Origin of the sequence: Leptospira sanjuanensis, assembly GCF_022267325.1 — a bacterium.
GTDB lineage: Bacteria > Spirochaetota > Leptospiria > Leptospirales > Leptospiraceae > Leptospira > Leptospira sanjuanensis.
Genome location: NZ_JAIZBG010000001.1, coordinates 612,787 through 636,392, shown reverse-complemented (window position 1 = coordinate 636,392; position 23,606 = coordinate 612,787). Strand labels below are relative to the sequence as shown.

At 44.4% G+C, this 23,606-nt stretch carries 23 protein-coding genes; 9 read left to right on the top strand and 14 right to left on the bottom strand.

All coding sequences use genetic code 11. From position 1 onward, the window contains the following. Position 1: 1 nt before the first annotated feature. From LFX25_RS02995 to LFX25_RS02985, 3 genes are all read right to left on the bottom strand, one after another. On the bottom strand, positions 2-1,588 hold the full coding sequence (locus LFX25_RS02995) for a TIGR04388 family protein (protein WP_238728833.1): 1,587 nt from the start codon (positions 1,586-1,588) through the stop codon (positions 2-4). After that, a complete protein-coding gene (locus LFX25_RS02990) occupies positions 1,585-2,217 on the bottom strand; it encodes a hypothetical protein (RefSeq protein ID WP_238728831.1) in 633 nt (210 codons plus the stop codon). Before LFX25_RS02990 ends, LFX25_RS02995 begins: the two co-directional genes overlap by 4 nt. Before the next feature lie 89 nt (positions 2,218-2,306). Beyond that, positions 2,307-2,669, bottom strand: coding sequence for an LIC_10907 family protein (locus LFX25_RS02985; protein WP_238728829.1), 363 nt, complete (start codon positions 2,667-2,669; stop codon positions 2,307-2,309). Positions 2,670-2,913: 244 nt separating this feature from the next. Between LFX25_RS02985 and LFX25_RS02980 the strand changes: the two genes are divergently transcribed. Next, on the top strand, positions 2,914-3,366 hold the full coding sequence (locus LFX25_RS02980) for an XRE family transcriptional regulator (RefSeq protein WP_238728823.1): 453 nt from the start codon (positions 2,914-2,916) through the stop codon (positions 3,364-3,366). Here the strand turns inward: LFX25_RS02980 and LFX25_RS02975 are convergent. Further along, on the bottom strand, positions 3,359-4,264 hold the full coding sequence (locus tag LFX25_RS02975; RefSeq protein WP_238728822.1) for an LIC10906 family membrane protein: 906 nt from the start codon (positions 4,262-4,264) through the stop codon (positions 3,359-3,361). The two genes, LFX25_RS02980 and LFX25_RS02975, sit on opposite strands and share 8 nt — an antisense overlap. Before the next feature lie 468 nt (positions 4,265-4,732). Here LFX25_RS02975 and LFX25_RS02970 point away from each other — a divergent pair, with 468 nt between their 5' ends. Beyond that, positions 4,733-5,140, top strand: coding sequence for a transcriptional regulator (locus LFX25_RS02970; RefSeq protein ID WP_238728820.1), 408 nt, complete (start codon positions 4,733-4,735; stop codon positions 5,138-5,140). Here LFX25_RS02970 and LFX25_RS02965 read toward each other — a convergent pair. The 4 genes from LFX25_RS02965 to LFX25_RS02950 form a co-directional block, all read right to left on the bottom strand. Beyond that, positions 5,132-6,046, bottom strand: coding sequence for an LIC10906 family membrane protein (locus LFX25_RS02965; protein ID WP_238728818.1), 915 nt, complete (start codon positions 6,044-6,046; stop codon positions 5,132-5,134). The two genes, LFX25_RS02970 and LFX25_RS02965, sit on opposite strands and share 9 nt — an antisense overlap. A 370-nt stretch (positions 6,047-6,416) precedes the next feature. After that, positions 6,417-7,376, bottom strand: coding sequence for an esterase/lipase family protein (locus LFX25_RS02960; protein ID WP_238728816.1), 960 nt, complete (start codon positions 7,374-7,376; stop codon positions 6,417-6,419). 174 nt (positions 7,377-7,550) lie between these two features. Continuing rightward, positions 7,551-7,946, bottom strand: coding sequence for a peptide-methionine (R)-S-oxide reductase MsrB (gene msrB / locus LFX25_RS02955; RefSeq protein WP_238731486.1), 396 nt, complete (start codon positions 7,944-7,946; stop codon positions 7,551-7,553). 262 nt (positions 7,947-8,208) lie between these two features. Further along, a complete protein-coding gene (locus LFX25_RS02950; protein ID WP_118957555.1) occupies positions 8,209-8,823 on the bottom strand; it encodes a TetR/AcrR family transcriptional regulator in 615 nt (204 codons plus the stop codon). Between the two features lie 222 nt (positions 8,824-9,045). Between LFX25_RS02950 and LFX25_RS02945 the strand changes: the two genes are divergently transcribed. Continuing rightward, positions 9,046-9,906: an acyl-CoA thioesterase gene (locus LFX25_RS02945; protein ID WP_238728815.1), complete on the top strand. Its 861-nt coding sequence runs from the start codon at positions 9,046-9,048 to the stop codon at positions 9,904-9,906. Between the two features lie 40 nt (positions 9,907-9,946). Continuing rightward, positions 9,947-11,272, top strand: a complete 1,326-nt coding sequence (locus tag LFX25_RS02940) for a thiolase family protein (protein ID WP_238728809.1) — start codon at positions 9,947-9,949, stop codon at positions 11,270-11,272. Positions 11,273-11,683: 411 nt separating this feature from the next. Here LFX25_RS02940 and LFX25_RS02935 read toward each other — a convergent pair whose 3' ends face one another. Next, the gene (locus LFX25_RS02935; RefSeq protein ID WP_238728807.1) at positions 11,684-12,328 is read right to left on the bottom strand and encodes a DUF1554 domain-containing protein; all 645 of its coding nucleotides are present in this window, start codon (positions 12,326-12,328) and stop codon (positions 11,684-11,686) included. 404 nt (positions 12,329-12,732) lie between these two features. On the opposite strand from LFX25_RS02935, the gene LFX25_RS02930 reads away from it, so the two are divergent. The 3 genes from LFX25_RS02930 to LFX25_RS02920 all read left to right on the top strand — a co-directional run bounded on the left by LFX25_RS02930 (position 12,733) and on the right by LFX25_RS02920 (position 14,882). Further along, on the top strand, positions 12,733-13,491 hold the full coding sequence (locus LFX25_RS02930; RefSeq protein WP_238728805.1) for a biotin--[acetyl-CoA-carboxylase] ligase: 759 nt from the start codon (positions 12,733-12,735) through the stop codon (positions 13,489-13,491). 1 nt (position 13,492) lies between these two features. Beyond that, positions 13,493-14,266, top strand: coding sequence for a type III pantothenate kinase (locus tag LFX25_RS02925; RefSeq protein ID WP_238728800.1), 774 nt, complete (start codon positions 13,493-13,495; stop codon positions 14,264-14,266). 169 nt (positions 14,267-14,435) lie between these two features. Continuing rightward, a complete protein-coding gene (locus LFX25_RS02920) occupies positions 14,436-14,882 on the top strand; it encodes a hypothetical protein (RefSeq protein WP_238728798.1) in 447 nt (148 codons plus the stop codon). Between the two features lie 67 nt (positions 14,883-14,949). Here LFX25_RS02920 and LFX25_RS02915 read toward each other — a convergent pair whose 3' ends face one another. Beyond that, positions 14,950-15,816: an alpha/beta fold hydrolase gene (locus LFX25_RS02915; protein WP_238728797.1), complete on the bottom strand. Its 867-nt coding sequence runs from the start codon at positions 15,814-15,816 to the stop codon at positions 14,950-14,952. Positions 15,817-15,946: 130 nt separating this feature from the next. On the opposite strand from LFX25_RS02915, the gene LFX25_RS02910 reads away from it, so the two are divergent. Beyond that, positions 15,947-16,477 carry a rhodanese-like domain-containing protein gene (locus LFX25_RS02910; RefSeq protein ID WP_238728796.1) on the top strand — a complete coding sequence of 177 codons (531 nt, stop codon included), beginning with the start codon at positions 15,947-15,949 and terminating at the stop codon, positions 16,475-16,477. Between the two features lie 211 nt (positions 16,478-16,688). On the opposite strand, the gene LFX25_RS02905 is transcribed toward LFX25_RS02910, so the two are convergent. The 3 genes from LFX25_RS02905 to LFX25_RS02895 all read right to left on the bottom strand — a co-directional run bounded on the left by LFX25_RS02905 (position 16,689) and on the right by LFX25_RS02895 (position 20,775). Continuing rightward, positions 16,689-17,189, bottom strand: coding sequence for a crossover junction endodeoxyribonuclease RuvC (locus LFX25_RS02905; protein ID WP_240009086.1), 501 nt, complete (start codon positions 17,187-17,189; stop codon positions 16,689-16,691). Positions 17,190-17,287: 98 nt separating this feature from the next. Continuing rightward, positions 17,288-18,037 (bottom strand): YebC/PmpR family DNA-binding transcriptional regulator, encoded by a 750-nt coding sequence (locus LFX25_RS02900; protein ID WP_238728794.1) that lies wholly within the window; start codon positions 18,035-18,037, stop codon positions 17,288-17,290. A 116-nt stretch (positions 18,038-18,153) separates the two neighbouring features. Beyond that, positions 18,154-20,775 carry a TonB-dependent receptor plug domain-containing protein gene (locus tag LFX25_RS02895; protein WP_238731484.1) on the bottom strand — a complete coding sequence of 874 codons (2,622 nt, stop codon included), beginning with the start codon at positions 20,773-20,775 and terminating at the stop codon, positions 18,154-18,156. A gap of 388 nt (positions 20,776-21,163) precedes the next feature. Between LFX25_RS02895 and LFX25_RS02890 the strand changes: the two genes are divergently transcribed. Then, positions 21,164-21,685, top strand: coding sequence for a DUF4442 domain-containing protein (locus LFX25_RS02890; protein WP_238728792.1), 522 nt, complete (start codon positions 21,164-21,166; stop codon positions 21,683-21,685). Between the two features lie 67 nt (positions 21,686-21,752). Here the strand turns inward: LFX25_RS02890 and LFX25_RS02885 are convergent, their stop codons facing one another. Then, entirely contained in the window at positions 21,753-23,567 is a 1,815-nt protein-coding gene (locus LFX25_RS02885) for a sodium:solute symporter family protein (protein WP_238728790.1), read from the bottom strand. Between the last annotated feature and the right edge of the window lie 39 nt (positions 23,568-23,606).

Here is a 23,606-nt window from a genome sequence, read left to right as displayed (position 1 = left end):
TCTACATTAAAACTTCCGAATATGGAATTGCGGATCGCGTTGTTGTTCGCAATCTGTTGTAGGTTAAACGATTCTCCGACGGAAAGGGAATATGTATTGTCGACCTGCCATCTTTTATTGTATCCACAAAAAAGCGGCGCATTTCCACAGTATTCGCCGGTATTTGTATAGCCCTGTGCCCAGTACAAGTATTCCCTGCTATTTCTATACCATTACACTCTATAACATCATGACCCTCGCTACGAGACGCGCTGCTGTTGTTCGAAACCGCGGGATTGCTGACTAACACGCTCTGAAATCCCCCGCTTGTCGCCGCCCAACCGTAAACGTTCCCGTCGACTCCGTACGTCACAGCTTGAGAACCTGCAGGTTGTCCGAAACACCAGTTTGATCCGCTTCCGGATGTATGATCGCAACTCAAATTCGCCGTTCCCACTTCTTTAGAAAAATCGAACGTTTGTGTCGCGTATGTTTCCTGCCACTTCTGAATGTTCCAATAGTCGGCTTTCGCGCTTGCGTTCGAAATCTGATTTTGGAAAAAAGTGCCGAGCGCCTCGGCGAGAGTTCCGAGAGATGCGTTCGAATCTAAAGCGTTTTGAAGAGTATCCAGCAGAGAGTCCATCTCTTCAAACACTGCATTCAAACTTGGATCGCTCGAGGCGCTCGACTTCAACAGGTTTTCCTGAGCGCGAATGGAAAGGATTGTATTATGAAGACCGGTTCGAACTCCGTTCTGAGCGTCCTGAATCAGCTGCTTGTTTGCAAGCCACTGCGTCTTGGTTTGTTCGATTCCATTCAAATACGCTAATTTATCGTTTTCTAAACCGGAAATCGCGGTATCCCACTGAAGAATTCCCTCCTGAATTCCATTCAAAGAATTCTGCTCCCAAGCCGATTGTTGTGCGAGTAAATTCTGCCACTTCGTATCCCAAGCCTGAACTCCTTGATAGTAACTCTGAGCCGCTTGAGCGGGCGAAACTTCCTGAGCCGCGGGAGCCGCCGTCGTCGATTGAACCGTAGGGTCCACCGTATTCACGGCGGTCGTATTCGAAGAAGTGACGTTGTTCGAAGTATTCTGCGAAAGAACATTCAAAAACGATTGTAGTTCCGTTTGCACAAAGGCGGCCGCATCCGCAAGCCATTGACTCTTTGCTTGTTGTTTTTGAAGTTCCAACTGAGCACGGACCGCTTGTTGGTAAACCGAAACGTCGTTCACCGCATCGCTCGTCGTAACGGAATTGACGATCGCGTCGATCTCCGCGTTCACTTGCGCTTCCCAAGCGGCTTCCACCGTTTGTTCTCCACCGTTTAGAATGTTCATAAAGGAAGATTGATCCGTTTGCAACCGCGCTGAATCCACATACGGTTGAAGATCCGCGCCGCTGAACGCTCGTGTCGAGTTCAGTTGAGGAGTCGATTGCGCACCGAGCGAGGAAAACTCGGAAAACGTAACTAAGAAGGTGAGGATTAAAACCGCCGAAGAGAATCGTTCCCAAAAGCGGAAGCGTCGATTGGCAATGTAAAGAGACGAATTAAGCTGAAAAGAATCGGAGACGACTCTGGAACGAGAAGAAGAAATGAACTTCATACAAACACCTGCTTAAAAGAATGATGAGGCGGACCATCCGAACGAATCGCATAGTAACGCATCAGTTTTCGATTGATTGATTGAGAAAAAGAAAAACGGAGGATGGGTAATTCCGACCCCAACAAGAATGAGAGCGGATCACTTAGATATGCTACTTGAAATGAAAGATAATTTCGCTTTGATTTGGAGATTACAAATTTGAAAATCAAGTCCTTATCTTCTTCCGGTAGTAAAACATCGAAAAACAAAAATCGTTTTAACCAAGAAGATTGATAGGGCTCCCAATATGGGAGATTCGTTCGAAACAATTCATGCGAAAGAATGTTGAAAATGGAAGATCGAACAAATGCAATCGATCTTAAATCATCCTCGAATCTAAAATCCAAGACAGAAAGAGCGGACTGTTCCCGATACTGAATATTCCGAAAATGTTCTTCCTGCCAGCCTTTTCGAGCGATCCGGGCTTCCATCGCCACATTGTGCTCAAAAGTAGTTGATTTTTGAGCAGAAAGATTCTGTTGATCATAAGATTCAAATGACGCTTCGGTAATGACGGAAGTTGCCCTCAACTCATGAAATGAAATTCCGCCAAAGAGCAATAATACGCATATTACCGAATAATACTTCAAAATTCTTTGCCTTTAATTACAATTACAACTTACGTAACGAACTTAAATCGCCTTTTTTGACAACGTATTTAAGAAATTCAACAATTTATTCAATGTCTTCCGTTTTCTTTAAAATTATTATCCACCTGACCACGCAACCGCTCCAACTCATCTTTGATATATAAATTTTCGCGTTCGACGATCCCTAACCGCATTTCTTTTTCTAAAAGCTTTGCTTGTAGATTCATTTTTTCGGAAAATACGAGCTTTAGCTCTCGTCGAGTCCAATCATATTTACGTTGCAAAATTCGTTTTTTAAGAATCAATCTGCGTAGGAAAATTTCTAATCTAAGCTCTTTCGGAGGTTTTTTATTATGACTTCTCCAGGAAATTGCTTGTTGAATGCTATTTGCAAGAGCGGGCAAAGTCCCTAAAGCATGTTCAAGTTCATAATAATCATACCATTTCAACATTTTGAATTTGTGCTTCCGCGATATAATGCTCTTCCAATTATCTAATGAATCCCTCGGTTACAGATTGATAAAAACCGGAGAATCAATTTCAAAATTCTTAATATTTTGTTTGATTTAAAAATTACTGTTATTTTTTTATAACTTCTTTTTAAATTGCAAATTTAAAGTATATTTATAAAAATCATATTTCTGAATTCCGAAATAAAAATACTTACCATGGAGATCCTGTTTCATTTTGTGATATATGTCAAATAAAATAATCACAATTCCATTAGAAAGCATCGATTTTTCCACGCCCGGAAAAAGGCTTCGCTATGCGATCAAAAACATCTTAGCGATGAATGATGAAGATTTTGCGATTTCGATTGGAAAATCGCAAAACTACATCAGCTATATCTGCAACGATAAACGGCCGCTTTTGGATAAAATCGCCGCCGAAATAGAGTCGATTCATCATATCTCCGGGCTTTGGCTTACCAAAGGCAAAGGTTATCCCGAAGTAAAAAATGCCACCGAAGATAGCTCTGAAACGGTGGAAAAAATGAAAAAACGGGATTTCCTTTGGAATAAAATATCGAACGATAAGGCGGAAGAAATCCTCATTGCTTTCTTTAAACACGTTCCGCCCGATACAAGAAATTTAATTTATCAGATGATCCAAGCCGTCGCCAAAAGTAAGGCAAGCGGTTCTACCTAAAATACTTTCCGAATTTTTTTGAAAGTATTTTAGCCCTCTTTTCGACGGACAGCTCACCCGTATTGACAGCAAGGTTGTAGTCTTGGATCAGGATTTGTTTCGTGATTTCTTCCTTTTCCTTTGAACTCTTCTGTATGAATCTCATCGGATCCAATTTCTCCATTAGCTTTAGAAAACCGCTCGAAGCGACTCGGTTGATCAAAGGTAGATCAACACCCGTATAAACCCCCGCCTTAATTTCAAAAGCATCATAGTGTAAAATTGCGACCGCCCATAAAACGGAAGCAACAACCAATCCGATCGAAGAAAGATAGGGTTTAAATATCCCCATCAAAGGTAGAAAATAAACGAACACCATTGTAATCGGCATAGCGAGGATAGCCCCAAGCAAAACCAAAAACAATCTCACCTTAAAGTCGCCGCGCTGAACGATCATTTTACGAAGAACGGCGTAAATCGATAAAAGCATCCAAAACGAGCAAAAAACCACAAGAGCGTGATAATTTAAATTAAAATCGAAAACGAAATACTGAGGATTCTTCAGTTCAGCCATCTCATGAAAGAGACAAGCGTACGTAAAATAGCTCAATCCCAAAAACCCTAAGATCAAGATCCAAGCGGGAATCTTCTTATCCGGCTGCCCGATCTTTGCACAAAGAATGTATAAAGTAAACGGTGAAAAAGCCATGGGCAGAAAGGTAATATTCAGTGCATAACTCCTATATTCAAGAGGAAGAAGAATTCTTAAACCTTGAATGAGTAGCCAAACGAACATGAACGAATTAAAAACGAGAAATATAGATTGAGTTCTTTGTCTTGGCTTTAATCGAAAGACGTAAACGCCTAAAAGCAAATGCAATAGGCCGGTGAAAATGGGGATCAGAATATTTGGATTCACTAATTTAACTCTTGAAACTGTTTTACTTTTGATTGTTGATTTTCGCTTTTATCGGAAGATCCGAATATTTTTTCGCAATTTGGTTTTGCATAGATTGCATTATCTTAAATTTGCGATTCCATCTCTTTAACTTTCAAATCGCATTTTGCAAGGGCTTGCGGGTGGAATGAACGAGGAAGTATCAATAACTAAAAAAAAGTGAATCATCGAGAGAAAATAATGAACCGTCGATCGCATAAAACTTGTAGTGGAATCAACTTCTCCGTTTCCTCTGCCGACTAAACCCTTTCTCCTTGCTGGTAATGACAACAAGTATGGATGCAAAAAAGCCGAAATAAAAAAGTATATCTTTTAGGTTGCTTTTTGGCCGGTTTTTTGATTATATAGAAATATTGAAACCCTTCTGGCATGATATAAGTATTATTTTAATACTATTGTCAATAAAAAAGTATTACTTTCGGACTTATTTTGAACCAACAAAAAGAACGACTAAAAATCATCATTTCCAAGTTCAAAGGGAATCAACGGGAATTTGGTTTTACCATCGGTAAGTCTAAACAAACGATTAGCGGCTGGCTTAGCGGGAGATTTCCAGTTCCGGAGGATGCTGCAATCACTATAGAAATGGTTCATGGTTATAGGCGTGAATGGATTCTAAGAGGAGAGATGCCATCCAAAGTTTCGCACAAAGGACTTCAGGCAAAAATTGCCAGCATCGACACTGAAGTCGCACTTCTCAGAAAAATCGCGTCCAATAGAAAACTTCAGGATATCATCGAAATTCTAACAACCCTTTCCAAAAGAGAATTAGAAATCGCTTACAGATTGATCGAAAGCCTAACCGATAAAGACACTAAGACCAATTCATTATCGTAAATGATTGGCATACACCCTGGCTAAAATCAGAGCGCGATCCTTCGCCGTCAATTGATGATCTTTGGAAAGTTCGTTGTTGTGGATGAGAATCTGCAATGCGATCTTTCTCTTTCGCTTTAATTCCTGTTCGGAATAATATTCGGGATCAAAAATTTTCATCATAGTTATAAATACGGGTTTAGTGAATCTATGAAACCAAGGAAGCTTAGGTTCAATTAAGCTAAAGGCGGGGATCCTAAATCCGTTGCAATTTAGAATCGCGATGGACCAAATTAATATTCCGATAATACAGCCGATCGCGGCTTGACCACGTGAAAAAACGGCTTTCATCGTTGGGTTATACCATATCAACGCTATGGAAATTAAGGGAGGAATTAACCCCAAGAGCATCAAAATAGAAGCCGTTCTTGTTTTACCTCGAGTCGTCCTGGCCCGAATTCCGAACCGCCCGATCGCAATCGTAGAAGCGACTAACGCGTGCACTATTACGGCAACGTAAACCCAAGAAAAATGAAAACGCAAAGGCTCGCCTTCTTTCGAGACCATTGTCAGAACTTGAAAGGTCGCGCCTTTATAAAAAAAATAAGTCACTAAAGCAATATGAGGATAAAGTATATAACGGTTCGGCTTCCTATGATACGATTCGGAAATGAGGAAAATCAAAAAAGGAGCCGGCACACTGATCGCAAAACCCAAATTAATCAAAGGTACAAAATAGGCATGAGGCGTAAAAGGCCTTATAATAAAAGATAAAAACCATAAACCCAAACAGGAAGTCAAAAGGCTAAAGTGAATCTGAACGGCTTTACGTGGTTTTGGATAAGCCACATAAAGCCCGAGAGAAATAAAAAAAAGCACTGCAGTCAAATTTAGAAATACGATAGGATCCAAGAAACCGGATGGCATGATCTTATTCGAGATGTAAAGCGTAATAGTAAGACCTTGATCTTACATTCAGGTTCTTACATGTTTGCATATTTGATACGCAACTCTCAATCCATTCGTCCCGCCTAAAAAGTATAATATTTTTAGAGCAAAGACTAAATCCATTGTTTCGGAAGAAGATAAATAAGTCAAAAATTTTACAGGTCGAAATAAAGGTTTCTCGAATGAGGAAAAACTTTTACAATGCACAAACTTCGTAGAACGAACCAAATAGAATGTCTCCGCAAATTTTTAATGAGCAGGTTGAGACAGATCGATCGTAAAATCAAAGGCGGCTTTTTTGTTTTTTGGGGAAATGTCAGGTTTATAAAACCTGACATTTCGTTTCGTATTAACGTTTCTTCTTTTTAACCGGAACTTTTTTCTTTGCAACGGGTTTAGAGACTTTCGAAGCCAAAGAAACCGACTTCTTCGCATGCGCTTTTTTCTTAGGAGCTTGTTTTGCAGATTTGGAAGATCCGGGCTTTGGAGAAGAGGATTGGGAAACGTTCGACGAACCTCGGTCGCCTAAACCTTGTTTTACGGAACCGCTTTCCTGTTTGACCGACTCCACTTTTCTAACGACCGGCTTCGGATCCTTATTCTCCTCGGCGGTGATGAGATCGAACAAACACTCGATTCCCAACGGTCCCATAAACAAATTGAGATGACCCGCTTCGGGAAGTTCCACGTCGTCGAAATGACCCAAGCGAGAATTTTCGGAAGGAAGAATAATCTGATCCTTCTTCGTAAAAACGGATTGCACGTTAGGCAGCTTCTCGAAAACGTCGCCGACTTCCCGAATGAATTTCGAATTCGGCATCATCTGCCAGCAGCAAATGAACATAGGAGCCGCGTACGCGAGATACGTTCCGCGAACGGGAGTTCCGGCGATAAAGATCTTCTTAACGCGGTCTCTTCCTTTATACGTAAGACCTGCGGAAATCAGCCCGCCCATCGAATGAGCTACGATGTAGCAGTCCTTAATGTCCTTTTCGATCAGATAGTTTTCGAGAATCCTGCTTTTGGTTCGAATGTTCCCGACTTGAAACCCGAGAGGAACAACGTAAACAGGATGACCGTTTGCGGAAAGATGTTTGAGCATCGGTTCCCAAGAGAGGGTTCTACCTAAAAACCCCGAAACGAGAACGACCGGACGCTTATCTCCTTCGGGAGAATCTTCCAATTTCGTAAAGATTCCGATGATCGCGTGCCAGAGATAAAGAATCGTATACCATTTTTCCGCTAAGAATTGGAGGAACGGGTTTCGTACGGAGCGATTGTCGGAGACGTATGCGAGATGGTCATTCATGAGGTTACTCCCGGTGGATTCCGGTTTTAGGTATTATTTTCTTCGAGTAACCGCTTGAAAATCAAAAAACGAACGGAAGAATTTTTCCGGGAAGTCGAATGACGGAACGTTCTTCCCGCAAATTCCGTGATTGCGCACAACCGTACATCGTAGATGTACGGTTTTAGTTCGAGCTTATTCTTTCTTGAATTTTAAAGAAGCTGAATTGATGCAATAACGCAGCCCGGTCGGTCTCGGCCCGTCCGGAAATACGTGGCCCAAATGTCCTCCGCATTTCGAACAAAGAACTTCGACTCGCGTCATTCCGTGACTCGTATCCCTTTCCTCTTCGATCGCTCCTTCCTTTGCGGGTTGATAGAAAGAAGGCCAACCGGAACCCGATTCGTATTTCGTTTCTGAGGAAAATAAGACCGCGCCGCAAGCCGCGCAAACATACGTTCCTTTATCGTGATTTTTGTAAAGGGCGCCGGTAAACGCCATCTCGGTTCCCTTCTCTCTGAGAATTCTGTATTCTTCGGGTGTGAGTTCTTTCTTCCATTCCTCTTCGGACTTGTTGACTTCGTATTTCATCTTTCCTCCTTTCTTGTTTTTTGAATCGGAATCGCCGTTCGTATCATGACATCCAGCAAATAGAAACGTAACCGCGATGATGGAGTGTAAAATCTTGTTTCTCATACCGGAAGATTCGTTTCGATTCTTGGACTGGTTACTAAAATGGAAAGGATTCGGAATTCTTGATTCTTCGTAAAGCAGCTTTGAAAAACGATTTTGCGGGACAAGACGTCGATTTGGAAATCGTCTTTGAAGGAATTTTCCGCGAGGCGCGGAGAATTTAAAGAATTCTATATTCTTCCGTGATTTCGCGGAGGGAATCTTCCATTTCCCGAATAAACCGAAGTTCGTGGGTCATTCTCCACATCGTTACGGAACCGTGATACGCCATGAGAATTCTTCTAGCGACGTATTGAATGTCCATGTTTCTTTTGAGTTGACCGGAGCCGATCGCCTTTTGCAGATAATCACCGATCATGCGGGTCCATTTGTTTACGATGTCTTTTAAGAATTCGGTGTATTCCGGATCGGAATCCATAACCTGACTCGCAAATCCGGCAAACGGACAACCAACGAATTCACCGTGACGGATTTGTTTTTCCTTAAGAATCACCCAAGCCCGCAGAAATTCTCCGAGGTCGGGATAACGATCCATCAAACCTTGAAGATCGCTGAGAGTTTTCTCTTCCTGACGCGCGAGATAGGCAAGACCCAATTCTTTTTTGGAAGGATAATGATCGTAAAGACTGGCCGCGACGGAATTCGATTCCTGAATAATCTGTCTCATTCCGGTATTGGAAAATCCCTGTTTGTAAAAAAGAGAAGTTGCCGTGTCTAAAATCCTTTCGCGAACTCCGATTCCGGATTCTTTCTTTTTACGAGGTTGAGTTTTCATGATCGAACGCCGTTTATTCCGATTCCTACAAGTTCATTATCCCACTTGAAAAATCTTCTGTCAATGACTTTGAAAGAATAGGATAAAAAAACAGAACGAACGTTCTGTATTTTTTTGTTTGATCTTATTTTAGCTCGGTCTAAACTAGGGTCAGAATCTTCCCAAAGACAAATGTGAGGGAATACAATTTTCGCTCCATTTCGCAATTTACGGAGGGCCGATATGATCGCGGATGAACTTCAACTCGTGACTCGGGTATCCGATCTGGACACACAAAGACATGTGACCAGCAGGACTTATGAGAATTTCTGCCTCGAAGGCAGATTTCGGACTTTGGAAAAGAACGGTTTTTCCCTCAGGGAGATTCTGTCTCAAGGGATCGCAATCCATCCTTTGGAGTCTCAGATTCGATTCCTTGCGCAGCAGATGGAAGGAGCAAATCTGAGAACGGAAACGAAGGCGTTCCCTTTGAAAGACGGTAGAATTTTTTGGGATCAAAAAGTTTTATCGGACGCGGGTATCACCGCGGCCGAGATCAAAACGCTTACGTTTTCGGAAAAAGGAGGAAGCCCGATCGACCTTCTTCCTTTGGAAAATACGGATATGACCGGCTTCGACCAGTTTCAGGAAATTCCCGATTTTCGGGGAACCTGCAAAACCGTGGACACCGAATTGATCACTCTCTACAGCGAGAGAAACATTTTCGGCGAATACAACCCGGCGTATCTCTGGAGAATCGTCGAGGATTCACGTTGGTTTTTTTCGACCGAAACCGGTTTAACCCTCGATCGTTTCGTGGAAATGGATACCACGATGTTCTTTATGGGCGGCGTTTTTAAATTCTTTCATCCCGTACCCGCGGGAAGAAGAATCAAGGTCAGCACATGGATTCATTCTTTTGAAAAAATCCGGAGCTATATGAGGCATGAAGTTACGGATGCGGAAACCGGTCTGAGATACTTTGCGGTTCAGGACGAACAATTGGTGGTTTCGGTCGCCAAGTCCCGTCCGAAAAAAGCTCCCGAAGAGTTTCAAAGACTCGTAGGCGACTACGTTGAGAATTTTGAATATTCTCAAAAGTGAATATAGGATTTATTAAGAATTTGAAGTCTGGAGAAAGAAAATGAAATTAACGAAACCATTGGCACTTTGTACGCCAAGAAGAACTCCTTTTGCTCAGATCGCGAAAGCTCTGGGACCATACCCTGGACATCACCTGGGGAAAATAGTCGCAGAAGATATTCTCGCTAAAAGCAAATTGAAACCGTCCCAAATCGACGGAGTGGTTGTTGGAGAAGGATTCAGCAACGCGCCTAACTCCGCAAGAGTGATCGCGAACCTCGTCGGAATGAGAGACGAAATCGCTTGTATCACCGTTGCGAACAACTGCGTTTCCGGTATGGAAGCGGTTGCGGAAGCGGCTCGTAGAATCGTTCTCGGTGAAGGAGAATTGTTTCTCGCAATCGGAGAAGAATCTCAAACGTCCATGCCATTTATCGTTAAAAACGCCCGTTTGAACAAAAAAGCGGGATCTCTCGATAAACTCAAAAAACTTCTTCCTGACAACCTTCCCGAAGGCGTCGAGCTCAGAGACACTCTGGAAGACGGACTCGGAGACGGAGAAACTTCGTACGGTATGCAGGTAACTGCCGAGATCGTTGCACAGAACTACGGTCTTTCCCGCGAGATCCAGGATAAACTCGCTTTCGAATCCTTCAAAAGAGCATTAGAAGCTTCTAAAGCCGGAAAATACGCTCCTTACATCATTCCGATGAAAGACGAAGACGGTAACGAACTTGCTATCGACGAAGCGGTCGGTCTTCGCGAAGGTTTGGTCGAAAACCCTACCCGTATGGGACGCGCGATGCTTATGTTCGACAACCCAGGAATGAAGTTCGAAGAATTCAAAACCAAATACGCGAAGGATCTTAAAAAATCCCACGGACCTACGGTTTCCATCTTCAACGCAAGCCCTCGTTCCGATGGAGCTGCGGGTGTGATCGTTACCACCGTTGAAAAAGCGAAAGAACTCGGTCTTACAATCGAAGCGGTCGTAACCGGATGGCACATGAAAGGTGTTCACCCGAACAATATGGGAATCGGGCAAGCTGCGGCTACCGAAGCTTTGTTAAGCGACGTAGGAATCAAGATCCAGGACGTAGACTACGTTGAAATCCACGAGGCGTTCGCCGCGACCGCGGTCGGAGCTCTCGAGCAAATCAAAATGGATACCGGTTGGGATTGGGAAAAATCTTTCGACGCAAAGAAAATCAACCCGAACGGCGGTTCCATCGCGATCGGTCACCCTTTCGGCGCGACCGGAATCCGTCTGATCGCAAACGCGATCATGGACTTGAAAGAGGATTCTTCCGCTAACAAGGTCGTGATCACAGCGTGCGCGCACGGCGGGATCGCGGGGTCCATGTTGATCGAAAGATACAAAGGCTGATCGGAACTTTAGATTTTTCTAAAATACGATCGGCTGAGGACGCGGCTGTAATAAGCGTTCTCACGATTTCTAGAAAATCTCCATTCTTTCAAAGGAAGAATAGAGAATCAAAAAAGCCCCGAACGATTCGGGGCTTTTTTATTTAGTAGCGATGAGATTCAATTTCCAGAATGACATTGTTTCATCCGATCGGAGAATCTTTATCGCGATATTATCGCAGAACGAAGAAGAAAACGGTTTCGTTTTTCTTTGCTTTAAAAATAAAAATTCTAAGGGAAACCCGCTTAGGAAGTCTGCGGCCTTAAAATCTTAAAGACGCAGACTTTTATAAAAGAATTTACGAACGATATTCATTCGAAATGTGTTTGTTCCAACAAGACAACCCGGTTAAAAAGCTTGTCGATCGCGGACTTATTGTTCTACGCAGAGTAGTTTTTTGGTTCCGCTGCAGTTCGGAATACTATCCGCCTTCAATTGTGCAAAAGCGGCGGAACTCGCGAGACCGGTATTTCCATTATTAACACCCGATGTATCAGTCCATGCCATTCCACCTGTAATACACGCATTTGCGATAGACCAATCGGTTGCAGAATTTGCTACAAAGCCCGACCAAAAAGCATCCGCAGCAGCCTGCACGGGATTTGTAATCGAAGTTATCAAACCATTTGCGTCTGTAGTAAACACCTTGGTTGTTTGATCGATGCGATAATAATCCTTATTCGCTTGTAAGATCCAATTTTTAGCGCCGGTTGTAGGATTACTTGGACAAACGGCGCCGTCGTTGATGCAAGCGTATCTGCGTCCGCTGGCACCGGAATCCCCCGTAATAAAAGCCTTATAGGTTCCGGTGGAAGGTTTATTCGCATCGCTCGCGCACTTTGCGTCGGCTCCGTTGATTCCGCCGAGATTTCCATTGTAAGAACTCGATGTAACAAAGACTCTTAAATTACCGCTTCCGCTACTCGACGAATTAGGATTTGCAGCCGCCGCGGCTGCGATTAAAGCAATCGCCGGATCTTCGTTTGTATTCTCCGGAGGCTTGCATTGAACTGTCAAAGACAGTATAACAAGGGTTATAGATAAATACGTTAGATGCGACTTCACAATTGATTTCATACGCAAACAAATGCAAAAAACGAAAAAGGAGTCAAACCAAAATATAATCAAACAATAAATATTTATAAACCGCCTTAAAATTTAATCCGAAGGGAAGCCTTGTATTGTTTTTTCATGCATTGTAACAGTTCCAACAAAATGCTCGTATCCGATGGGTTTTACTGAAACTGCGGGAACTCATACCCATAGCGATCCTTCTCTTCCACCAAACTGTCAGTAGGTCATAGATTCCGAGAATAAAACGATTCCATCTCGACATCGCGATTCTCTCTTTCGGAATGAACGTTTGCAGGTCAGCCCTTTTTCTACTTGCCTAATCCAAAGACACAAGAATCGTATTGGCCATGCAAAACATATTGCTCCAACCGGAAAAAGGGATCTTCTTAGATTCCGTAACCTCGACCAACTCGGTGATCAAAAGCAAGGAGTTCCCGCACGGAACCTGGATTGTCGCCGAAGAACAAACCGCAGGACGAGGAAGAAAAGACCGCAAGTGGGAAGTCTTCGGCGAAGAATCCCTGATTTTTTCCGGAAAAATCGGTCTGGAGAATTTCGACGGGGGTCCGGGACTTTCTCTTTTTATTGGCACCGCGCTCTGCAAAGCGATTCTTTCCGTTTACCCCGAACTCGCTCGGGACATCAAAATCAAATGGCCGAACGATTTATATCGAGGCAGTAAAAAGGTTGCAGGAATTCTAATAGAGTCCGAGGTCGAAGGTTCGTCCGTAACGTTGATCGTAGGAATCGGAGTGAATCTGTTCGGCAAAAACGAAACAATTCCTTCGCATCTGAGCGATGCCGGCTTCTTAAACACGAACCCGGATCGCGCCGGCAAAAAAAGCGAGATCTTGGAAAAGCTGATTCCGTTTTTAAACGAAGCGATCCTTCTTTGGAAGGATTCCGAAGGAAGAAAAAAAGAACTCATTTTGTTAAACGAACTCCTTTTATGGAAGGGACAATCCGTTAGTTATACCGAAAACGGAAGTTTACAAACGGGAATCCTCGAAGGATTGAACGAAAACGGTTCGTTAATCCTGAAAACTCCTTCCGGAACCAGGCTGGATTTCATTGACAGTCCGGAGGACTTCCATTCTCTAAACTAAAATGCTCTTAGTAGTCGACGTAGGCAATACGAACACGGTCTTCGGAATTTTTGAAAACGGAAAGACCGCTCCCCTCTTTCACAAACGAACCGTAACCCGCAAAGACCGAACATCCGACGAACTCGGATTGTTCTTTCGCGGGTTTTTGCGCGAATTTAAAATCGAAAACGAAGCGATCACGGGCGGAATCTACTCCAGCGTGGTACCTACGCTCAACCCGATCTTGGAAAGAATGTTCCATGATTGGTTTAAAATCGAAGCGGTCCGAGTTCATTATCAGATGAAACTCCCGTTTTCGATTTCTTATCCGAGACCTTATGAAATCGGCGCCGATCGTCTTGTAAACGCAGCCGCCTGCGTCGTCGATTCGCCGGGTAAATCCATCATCATCGATTTGGGAACCGCGACCACATTCTGCGTCGTCGACGACAAACCCGAATATCTCGGCGGAGTGATCGCTCCCGGACTGAAAGTTTCGATGGACGCTCTGACAAGAAACACATCGCAGCTTCCTCCGATCGTATTTCAGTCACCCGATAAGATCTTAGGGGATTCTACGATCGAGTCGATTCAATCCGGATTCTTTTTCGGTTGGATCGGTTTGTTGGAAGGAATCATACGCGAGATCAAAAAGGAAAAAGGTCAGGATTATCGCGTGATCGGAACCGGCGGTCTTGTCACAGTAATCGACGCAGCCCATCCGGGCATCTTCGATCAGATCGATCCTCTTTTGACCTTGCGCGGACTTCAGATTTTACATCATATGAATTCTTAGTCGGAAGCGATTTTAGTCGCGGTTCAACTTCGGCTTTATCCGGTTTCCGTTTTTAAGGGGAGAATGGAAAACAATGTTCGATTTTTTGAAACGCCGACCCCCTTCCGTACCGATTAAGGATTCGGTTTTTTTATCACAAGAATCTAAATTAGAAAAATGTAAAATAACTTTGAAGAAGCGGCCGGAGACCGTTTTTGTCGTTTGGTTCGAAGAAACCTTCCGCCGATTTCAAGAGGCTCTCGAATTGGGAAACGGTTCCTCTCGGCTTTTATACGCATGGGAACTGGAAACTACGGATCTTTTGGAAAAACATCCGATCTTTGTAGAACACCATCCGCTTCGAAAAACCGAACAACAGGTTTTTCTAAAACTGCAACTGAAGGAAGCGACCGTTTTCTCCTCCTTGGACGAACCGATTTTTTTAAAATTCGGCGGAGAGAATATCGCAAAGCTGATGCAAAATTTAGGCGTAAACAAACAAGCGATCGAACATTCGATGATCGCTGCTTCGATCCGAAGAATGCAGGAAAAGATCGAAAAGAAAATCACAATGGAACACAGAATGCGCTCCTCGCAAGAGGATTGGTTTTTGGCGAACCTCGGATCGAATCATTAAGAAAAACGAATATTTCTTTCGGATAATCCGATCCGGAAAGGATCAGAAAATCGATCCAAAGCGAAACTCAGATCGCCTTCTTTTCCTTGAGCCAAGAAAGAATTTCGCGATCGAAATTTTCCGGTTCTTCCAACGGAGGCGTATGTCCGCTCCTCTCGAAATATTGAACCTTTAAATCCTGAAACAGCGGAAGAACCGGATCCCAAGTGGAGGCGGGAGGCATGAGGTAATCGTATCTTCCGAGGCCGAGATAAACGGGAATTTTCAGCGATCGCACCGCAGGCTTGACATCTATGTCGCGGAATACTTCTCCCCATAAGTGATCGAAGATCGGAGTGTTTACCGGTATGTCCGCCCAAAGCCAGGAAGAATCGTATTTAAAATCGTACCAGCTCCTCGCACCCGCGTACACATTAAACAATTTGAATGCATTTTGCGGATCTTTGGAGATCGCTTCCCCTAATTCGGACATTCGTTCGGCAAAATATTCCTTTCGTTCGGTTGTCGCATTCTCCTGAAAATACGATTCGATGAGCTCGTGACTTTTTTGGGAAAGATCCGGGGTCATACAGAGCAAAATCAGGTGAGAAACGTTCTCCGGATATTTTTTCGCGTATTCAAGAGCCATATATCCGTGACCGGAATGCCCGACCAAAACGATTTGCTCCAACCCGAGCCGATTTCGGACGAGTTCGATATCTTCGAGTATAACATCTAAGGAGAAATCGCTTTTGTTCGTAGACGCAGGTCCCTCCGCATATCCTCGATGGTCCGCAAAAATCATTCGGCAATGGTTACGAATGTTTTGGGAAAAACTTCGATCGTAATAGGTAGCGCTTCCGATCACGAAAACATCCGGTCCTTCTCCATCCGAAACGTATTTCAATTTCCATTCTTTTGATTGAATCATGCCTTCGATTCTGTTTTTTCCCATAACTCTTCCTTTAAACCGATTCGGATGTACCAATGTTTTGAATCAACCGCGTCTGAAAACCGGAAAAGCGAATTGACATTCGAAGTTTTGGGCCGAGAATTTCAGTCAGTTCGATCTAGGAGCAACGTTTATGAGAATTCTTTTTATCCTTCTACTCAGCTTCTCAGTGAGCGGAACTTTAATCGCAAAGGAGAAAACGATTATTAAAACGAAAAACAAAATTCCGAACCGCCTTATCGACTACAAAACGTTTCAAAAAACCGTAAATTCCTCTTCGGAAGAAAGAGAGGCCAAACGTCTTACGGAGGAAGAATTCCTTCGTATGATCGAAAAAGAAGACGTGATACTTTTGGATGCACGCAGCGAATCCCGTTACAAACTCAGACATATCCGCGGCGCGATCAGTCTGCCGTTCACCGAGTTCACCAAAGAATCCTTGGCTCAAGTAATCCCGAAATTAGATTCAAAAATTCTAATTTACTGTAACAATAACTTCATGGGAAGCCCGCAGGCGTTTGCCGCAAAAGCTCCGGCGGCTTCTTTGAATCTTTCGACATTCGTTTCTCTGAAAGCGTACGGTTATACGAATATCTACGAACTCGGTCCTCTTTTGGACATTCAAACGACAAAACTTCCGTTCGAAGGAAGCGAGGTGGAATGAGGCAAGGAGAAAATGCGATCCTGATTGTCGGAGGTACAACAACGTAGGTTCGATTTTTTTGATTTACGGAAATTCGTTTTTCTGCTAATGGAAATTTCCCGAGCTTTCCCACCGCCGCTCCCCACCTCCCTAAACAAGGGTGGGGCTTGCATGTTTCACAGAATGATTGTCGGAACTACGACAATTCTTCCGGTTGGAACCGTCCCCCTCCCTAAACCTTAAAACGCGCGTCCAACAACGGACTCGAACTCATCGAAAGGCCGACGTAAGCCGCGGCCACCGCATCCCAGGAATCATCGTGTCCTTTCAGCAATTCGACGTTGAGCAGCAGCTTTAAAGCCTGGCGAATCTGTTTTTTATCGGCGGTTCCGCTTCCCGTAGTCCCTTTTTTGATCTGAGAAACGGTAGGTTCTAAAATTGGAATATTCTTTTCCGCTAATGTAACCAAAAGAACGCCCCTCGATTCGAACACACGCGAAGCGGTCTTCTTATTCTTCGCAAAAAACATCTCTTCGACGGATGCAAGCGAAGGCTGGAATTCCTCCAACACTTCTGACAAACCGCTTCTCAAAAGAAGAAGATTATCGGGACTAGGTGTTCCGGAGGGAACTTCAACGGTCCCGTACGTAAGGATTCGGATCTTGGAACCGTTCTTTTCCAGAACCGCATAACCGGCTCTATGCGAACCCGGGTCGATTCCGATAATTCTCAAGTTAAACGTTCCCGATTGAATGAAAAAAAGATAGGAAGGGAGAATCCGAATCTCCCTTCGTTGCAAAAGAGAGATCGGATACGAGGAATTTCAAGAAGTCACTCAAATTCTTTTTCGAGCGAAGCGGCCAACTCGAAGTTGGATGTCACCGAGGTCACGTCGTCGTGGCCGTCCAGCTGATCGATCAACTTCATCACTTTCTCGGCGACCTCTTTGTCCGCGATTTCGGAACTGACCAAAGCGATATAACGGATTTCCGATTCCTCCGCTTTCAATCCCTTCTCGTTTAACGCGTGTAATACGGCCTCGTAATCGTCCGGATTCGTAATCACTCGGAACACTTCCCCTTCGTTGATTACGTCTTCCGCTCCGGCTCCGACCGCGAGATCGACGAGTTCGTCTTCTCCGATTTGAGCGGATTCAAGTACGATCACTCCTTTTCTTTCAAAAAGCCGGCTTACGGAGCCGGAGGTTGCAAGGGAACCTCCGAGTTTCGTAAGAATACTTTTTATTTCCGGAGTCGTTCTGGATTTTTTATCGGTGACCGCGGAAACCATGATCGCAATTCCACCCGGTCCGAAACATTCATAGAGACACTCTTCGTAAGTGACTCCTTCCAAATCTCCCGTTCCTTTTTTAACCGCCCTTTCTATGTTGTCTTTGGGCATGTTGACTGACTTGGCTTTCAGTATCGCAAGTCTGAGTCTCGGATTTCCTTCCGGATCTCCTCCCCCCATCTTTGCGGCTACCGTGATTTCTTTTCCCACTCTTGTAAAAATGGCTCCGCGTTTGGAATCGATCGCGTCTTTCTTACGTTTGATCGTAGCCCATTTCGAATGTCCGGACATGATTGCTATCCCCTATGATCGCTTTTATGACGTTTTAAATGATACATTCCAGAAATCAAAAAAAAGGCATTCTGTCCATCCTTTTCAGCGGGAGAATTCTCCCTGATCGGAAAATCCTAGAACTTGATCTGCATTCCGATACTGATCAAAGGATAATACTTCACCTTTCCGCCGATCACTGTCGATTCGATGTAATTGGCGTTATACACCGGATTCGGATTACTCGGCGTGGTAATTCCCGTCAACGGATTGGTCACCGCATCCCTTGAATAAGGACCGAAATTATTAAACGACTGACTGATCTGATTTCTATTACCGAAGAAGTTGATAAACTCGATATACGTGTTCACGTAACCCCATTGATAATTCATAAAACGATCGATGCGGATATCGAGTTGATGAAAGTCGGGCCATCTTCCGGAATTATAATATTCGGAATACGTTGGATTGTAGAGATTGATTCCCGTAGAAGCGATCGCGGAAGCTTTGGACGAACCCACGATCGGAGTGATCGGAACGTTCGTAAGATACGTGTATTTACCGCCCACTTGCCAGCTCTGACCGAACTTCCAAGCCAATACGATGTTGAGAATGTGGGTTCGATCATAATCGTATAACTGCAGTTTGTCGTTGTCCACGAGGAGTTCGAACTTTCCGTCGTCGTAGTAGTTGAGATAATTTCCGCCCTCGTGCAGCTGGTATTGAAGTCTTCGATTTCGGTTGTCGCGGGTTCTTTGCTTTTCCTCGTCGTCCGTAAGTTGAGGTTGATGATTGTTCCGCTTGGATACGGAATTCGTATAAGAAATCCATCCGAAAAATCTACGCGCGGAATTGTGATTCGCTTTGAAAAAAATCTCCACCCCTCTCGAGTAACCGTCTCTTGAATTCGAATAATTCATGTTTCGCACGAGAAACGGATTTTTTTGAACGTCGTCCGGATGATTTACGATATCCCGTTTTTCGTTGTTCGGATGATAAGGATCTTGAACATACGTATCGGGCGTGACCAGATTCGAATACTGGTTGTGAAACCCTTCGACCTTGATGATATAATCGCCGGTCACCCTTTGTTCGATTCCAACGGAAGAATGAATCGAATGTTCCATCTTTAGATTCGGATTTCCCGATCTCGAAGAGAACTGTTCGATCTGCAAAGGCGCATTAAAATGTTCGCCGGTTCCCGCTAAGAATTTCGTTCCCGTCTTGAGAATTTCGTATTCCGCTCTTCCTCGAAACGCGTCCCGTTTTTCGTGAACCTTATCGTAGTAGTCGTGTCGATAACCGGGAAGAATGCTGAATCCTCCGAGTTTGAATTCGAGTTCGGCAAAACCCGAGATTTCTCTCGTGTGAATGTGATCTCCTTCGATCAAAGCGCGGAACTGACGATTGGAATCCAAAAGACTGTTGAAGAAATCGAGAAAGGTGGAATTGGAAGACTTAATATCCTCGCCTTGGAGTTGAATCGTTTTCTCGCGGAGTTGACCGCCGAATCGGAACGTTAGATACCTTTCGATCAGATTGATTCTCGTATTATTTTCCAAAAAGTTAATATTCTGAGTGGTGACATTTTGAAGACCGAAGATCAGCTCCGCCGTCAACGGGTTGTTGAAGTTTACTTCGAAATTCTCGCGGAAATAATTGTTCGAAATGGAGAAGGAACTTTCAAACCAGGATTTATTGTTGTACGTATAACGAAACCCGCTCGTTCGAAACAATCGTTCCAAACCGACGGGAGGCCTGCCCGAAGCGGCTTCCTGCAATGCGGAGATTCCTAAGAATTCTTTTTTGCTGTTTTCGAAATCGTCCTGAGCCTTCGTGTATTTCTGTTTATCCTTTGCGCCGAACAACAACACGTTGAACGTATGATTCGCGCCCGACTTCCAATTGAACTTAGCTTGATAGTCTTCGTAGTCCGCGTATTTCGCGTCGGGAGGAATTCCGTCCGGATATAATTTCAGCAAAGTGAAGTTCGGATACGACTTTCTCGCGGAAACGATCGCGTAGATGTTTTCGGAAATTTTATTCTGATGATAAACGTCCGAAAGAAACGTGTTCAAGTTTACGATCGAAAACGTTTTCGCGACGGCGTCCGGCGTTCGAATATCGATGATTCCTCCCGTCGCAAAACCAAATTGAACCGGAAACGCGCCCGAATAAATGTTAAACGACTTGATGAGATTATTGTTCAGAACCGAGGATTGATCTCCGAGGTGATACGGATACGACATCGGAAAGCCGTCGAGATAATAACCGTTCGCGAGAGTTCCTCCCCCGCGCATCACCAAAAACCCCCGCTCGCTGTTCGAATACGGATTCGAATTTCCCACGCTGTTCACCAAATTGTTAAACGAAGAAGACGAAAGTCCGATCGGAGGAACCGCCGCGATTCCGGGTAACGTCTGTATCGCCTTGAGCGCGTCGTTCTGCGCGCCCGGCAATCTTCGGATCTCTTCCTGTTGCAGAGTATAACGCGAGAGGGATTCGAGATCGCGGTCTCCGTAGACGTTGATTTCTCCCGCAACGGGCTTGCGGATAAAAAGAAATTTCTTTTGACCGTCGTGTTCGATCGTAACGGACTTTTTAAACACCTTTTCGGAGGTCATGATTCTCAGGCCGTATGTTCCCGGCGCGGGAAACGTAACCTTGACCGAACCTTCTCCGTTTGTGATGAGATACTTTCCGATTTCCTGAAATACGATCGGAGTGTTTGAGACCGCGTTATTCCCCGTTTCGTCCATGACGACGATTTCCGCTTGAACGGGTTTCTGCGCGAACAAAGGACCGGATAAGAACACGATCGATATGTAAAGGAAAACACGAAAGGGGTTACGCAGGAAACAAGGAAGAATGAAAAGGCCGGAACGTACGAATTCGGACGAAACGCCGTCTTTGAAAAGACATTTCCTTTTTTGTAATAATCGTGCGAATTCTATCATTACTATCCCGGATTTTTCAAAAAATAGAATTCGATTTGTTTTTCAATCCATAATTCTTTCCCAAAACGTGTTCTTCGGCACGATCTCGCCCGTCTCCGGAAAAGGAAAAAGTCCCGTTTTTCCTTTCTCAAAAAAGAATTCCGATTTTAGTTTGACGTCTAATTATAAATAGTTTTATATAAAACTTTATATGAACCACCAAATCAAATTCTTTCGTTTTTGGAAAGCGTTCCTCTACCAACTCAAGATCTTTTTGCGTTGGCCGGTTTATTGGAGATGCGGAGGAAGAATTCTTCTTATGACGGACGACATGAGAGAGATGAAAGTAAAACTGCCGCTCAATCGGAAAACGAAAGGATTGATGGGCACTCACTTCGGGGGTTCTTTGTATGCGTTCGTGGATCCGATTCCTCTTTTGATGCTGAAGGAAAATTTAGGAGACAATTATCTTTTGTGGGACGTTCAAGGTTCGATCCAATATCTCAAAGCGACTTCCAACGACGTCTTCGCTGAATTCAAAATTCTCCCGGAGGATTTAATCCGAATTCGGGAAGAATGCGATCGCAAAAAGAAAACGTTCTTTAAAGTGGAAATCCCGATATTAGAACAATCCGGAGAATTGATCGCCAAAACGGACAAAACGATTTACATCCGAAGAAAGCCCGGCCTTTCCCTAAAAAGAAACGCCGACCTTAGCACCATCGAAACTTAATAAATTTTGAATATTCAAAATGAACAAAATACAATCGCGTCTTGTCCTCCGAAACAAACCGCGAAGGTCAATCCGTCCGATTCCTATCGAATTCCGTTTTCCAATAGACCGCGCCGAAAACCGCAAAACCGATCAGACAACAAGAGCCCTGCCAAAACCGCAATAGAAAGAAATATCCCAAGGAAAACATTCCGAAAAACAAGGCGACGGTTCCCAAAAACCAAAGCGCGATTCTTCTTCGAAAATCCTGGAGTCTTTCTTTGCTTTCGCCGCCTTTCCAAAATCCGAACGGGTTGACCCTTTGTACAAACGCGTCTAACGTTGCCTGCGGAACCGGCGGAGTCAAAAGAGTCACCGTAATGGAAACGATCACCGAACCGGTCGCAACCCAGAACAGAAGATATTCCGATCGAACCTCGGGAAACGCAGGATACAAAATCATGGACAAAACAAGAGCGGTGATCATTCCGGAAAGTTCCGTCCAAGCGTTCGTTCTCCACCAAACCCATCTTAAAATCTGGGGCAAACCCATACCCGATGCGAACGCCAGCAAAAACTTCCACGCGCTCGCGATCGATTGGATTTGAGTCGCGACCAAAATCGCGATGATCGACATCAACACGACCGCGATTCGACTGACTCTCACCAAAGTCTTATCGCTTGCGGTCGGGTGAACGAATCTCATATAAAAATCGTTTACCAGATAACTCGCGCCCCAGTTGATATGCGTGTCCGCCGTGGACATGAATGCAGCCATCAAACTCGCGAACACGATCCCCAAAACCCCGCTGGGCAAAAGGAGCTTCATCAGAACAGGATAACCCATCTCGCGGTCCCCGCCCACGATCTGTCCTTCGGGAAAATATCGAGTCGGATCGTGCAAAGGAAAGACGACTAACGTGACAAGCGCGGTCAAAACCCAGGGCCAGGTTCTCACCATAAAATTGGCGACATTGAACCAAAGAGAACCTTTCTCCGCTTCCTTCGGATTTTTTGCGGTGTGGATTCTCTGCGCTAAATAACCGGAGCCGTCCGAATAGTACTGCGCCCACCACTGAACCGAAACGAAGATTAGAAAAACCGTAAACGGAAGAGAAGCGTCCTGAAAGTCCGGCCAAAAACTCAGGATGGATTTGTGTTTATCGGGATAGACCTCCTCCATCTTTGTAAGAAGACCGGAAATCCCTCCCTGACTCGAAACCGCATACACCGCGAACAAAATCGCGCCGCCCATTCCCAAAGCGAACTGAACGAGATCGGTCAGGATCACGCCTTGGATTCCTCCCATACTGCTGTAAACGATCACGACCAAAAATAAAATGAGAACTGTGATCGTATTATTCAAAGAATCGAATATTAGAAAAGAAGGCCATAAACTTTGAACGAGCGCGAATCCGTCCGCGCCGATCAGATCCTTCCAATCCAAAAAGGGACCGGTGATCTTCGACATCGCCTTAAACACCCATCCGAGTACAATCGAATTTACTAATATACTCAGGTAGAACGCTTTGACCATCCGAAGGATCATGGCGGGTTTTCCGCCGTAACGGAGTTCGACGAACTCTACGTCGGTGAGAACTTCCATCCTTCTCCATTTGCCCGCGAAAAAAACGGTCATCGCCATATAACCGATCGCCCAGCTCCACCAAAACCAGTTGGCCGATATTCCGTCGGCGGCCACAAAACCTGTGATCACGAGCGGAGTATCCGCCGCAAACGTTGTCGCGACCATCGACGTTCCGAGCCACCACCACGGAAGTTTCCGATCGGCTACGAAATACGAAACGAGACTTTTCCCCGCTTTGGGAGAAAGCAGAACGCCCGCGCCGAACGCAAAGATAAGATAGATGGATAGGATGGACCAATCGAGGATGCTGAACATAGTTTCTTCTTTCGTCAGTTTTAAAGCCTTTCCTAAGAA

Bases quoted from the DNA above. Each gene is read 5' to 3' on its own strand.
- LFX25_RS02995 (WP_238728833.1), bottom strand. From the start codon at position 1,588: ATGAAGTTCATTTCTTCTTCTCGTTCCAGAGTCGTCTCCGATTCTTTT.
- LFX25_RS02985 (WP_238728829.1), bottom strand. From the start codon at position 2,669: ATGTTGAAATGGTATGATTATTATGAACTTGAACATGCTTTAGGGACT.
- LFX25_RS02980 (WP_238728823.1), top strand. From the start codon at position 2,914: ATGTCAAATAAAATAATCACAATTCCATTAGAAAGCATCGATTTTTCC.
- LFX25_RS02965 (WP_238728818.1), bottom strand. From the start codon at position 6,046: ATGCCATCCGGTTTCTTGGATCCTATCGTATTTCTAAATTTGACTGCA.
- LFX25_RS02960 (WP_238728816.1), bottom strand. From the start codon at position 7,376: ATGAATGACCATCTCGCATACGTCTCCGACAATCGCTCCGTACGAAAC.
- msrB (WP_238731486.1), bottom strand. From the start codon at position 7,946: ATGAAATACGAAGTCAACAAGTCCGAAGAGGAATGGAAGAAAGAACTC.
- LFX25_RS02950 (WP_118957555.1), bottom strand. From the start codon at position 8,823: ATGAAAACTCAACCTCGTAAAAAGAAAGAATCCGGAATCGGAGTTCGC.
- LFX25_RS02945 (WP_238728815.1), top strand. From the start codon at position 9,046: ATGATCGCGGATGAACTTCAACTCGTGACTCGGGTATCCGATCTGGAC.
- LFX25_RS02940 (WP_238728809.1), top strand. From the start codon at position 9,947: ATGAAATTAACGAAACCATTGGCACTTTGTACGCCAAGAAGAACTCCT.
- LFX25_RS02930 (WP_238728805.1), top strand. From the start codon at position 12,733: ATGCAAAACATATTGCTCCAACCGGAAAAAGGGATCTTCTTAGATTCC.
- LFX25_RS02925 (WP_238728800.1), top strand. From the start codon at position 13,493: ATGCTCTTAGTAGTCGACGTAGGCAATACGAACACGGTCTTCGGAATT.
- LFX25_RS02915 (WP_238728797.1), bottom strand. From the start codon at position 15,816: ATGGGAAAAAACAGAATCGAAGGCATGATTCAATCAAAAGAATGGAAA.
- LFX25_RS02910 (WP_238728796.1), top strand. From the start codon at position 15,947: ATGAGAATTCTTTTTATCCTTCTACTCAGCTTCTCAGTGAGCGGAACT.
- LFX25_RS02900 (WP_238728794.1), bottom strand. From the start codon at position 18,037: ATGTCCGGACATTCGAAATGGGCTACGATCAAACGTAAGAAAGACGCG.
- LFX25_RS02895 (WP_238731484.1), bottom strand. From the start codon at position 20,775: ATGGACGAAACGGGGAATAACGCGGTCTCAAACACTCCGATCGTATTT.
- LFX25_RS02890 (WP_238728792.1), top strand. From the start codon at position 21,164: ATGAACCACCAAATCAAATTCTTTCGTTTTTGGAAAGCGTTCCTCTAC.
- LFX25_RS02885 (WP_238728790.1), bottom strand. From the start codon at position 23,567: ATGTTCAGCATCCTCGATTGGTCCATCCTATCCATCTATCTTATCTTT.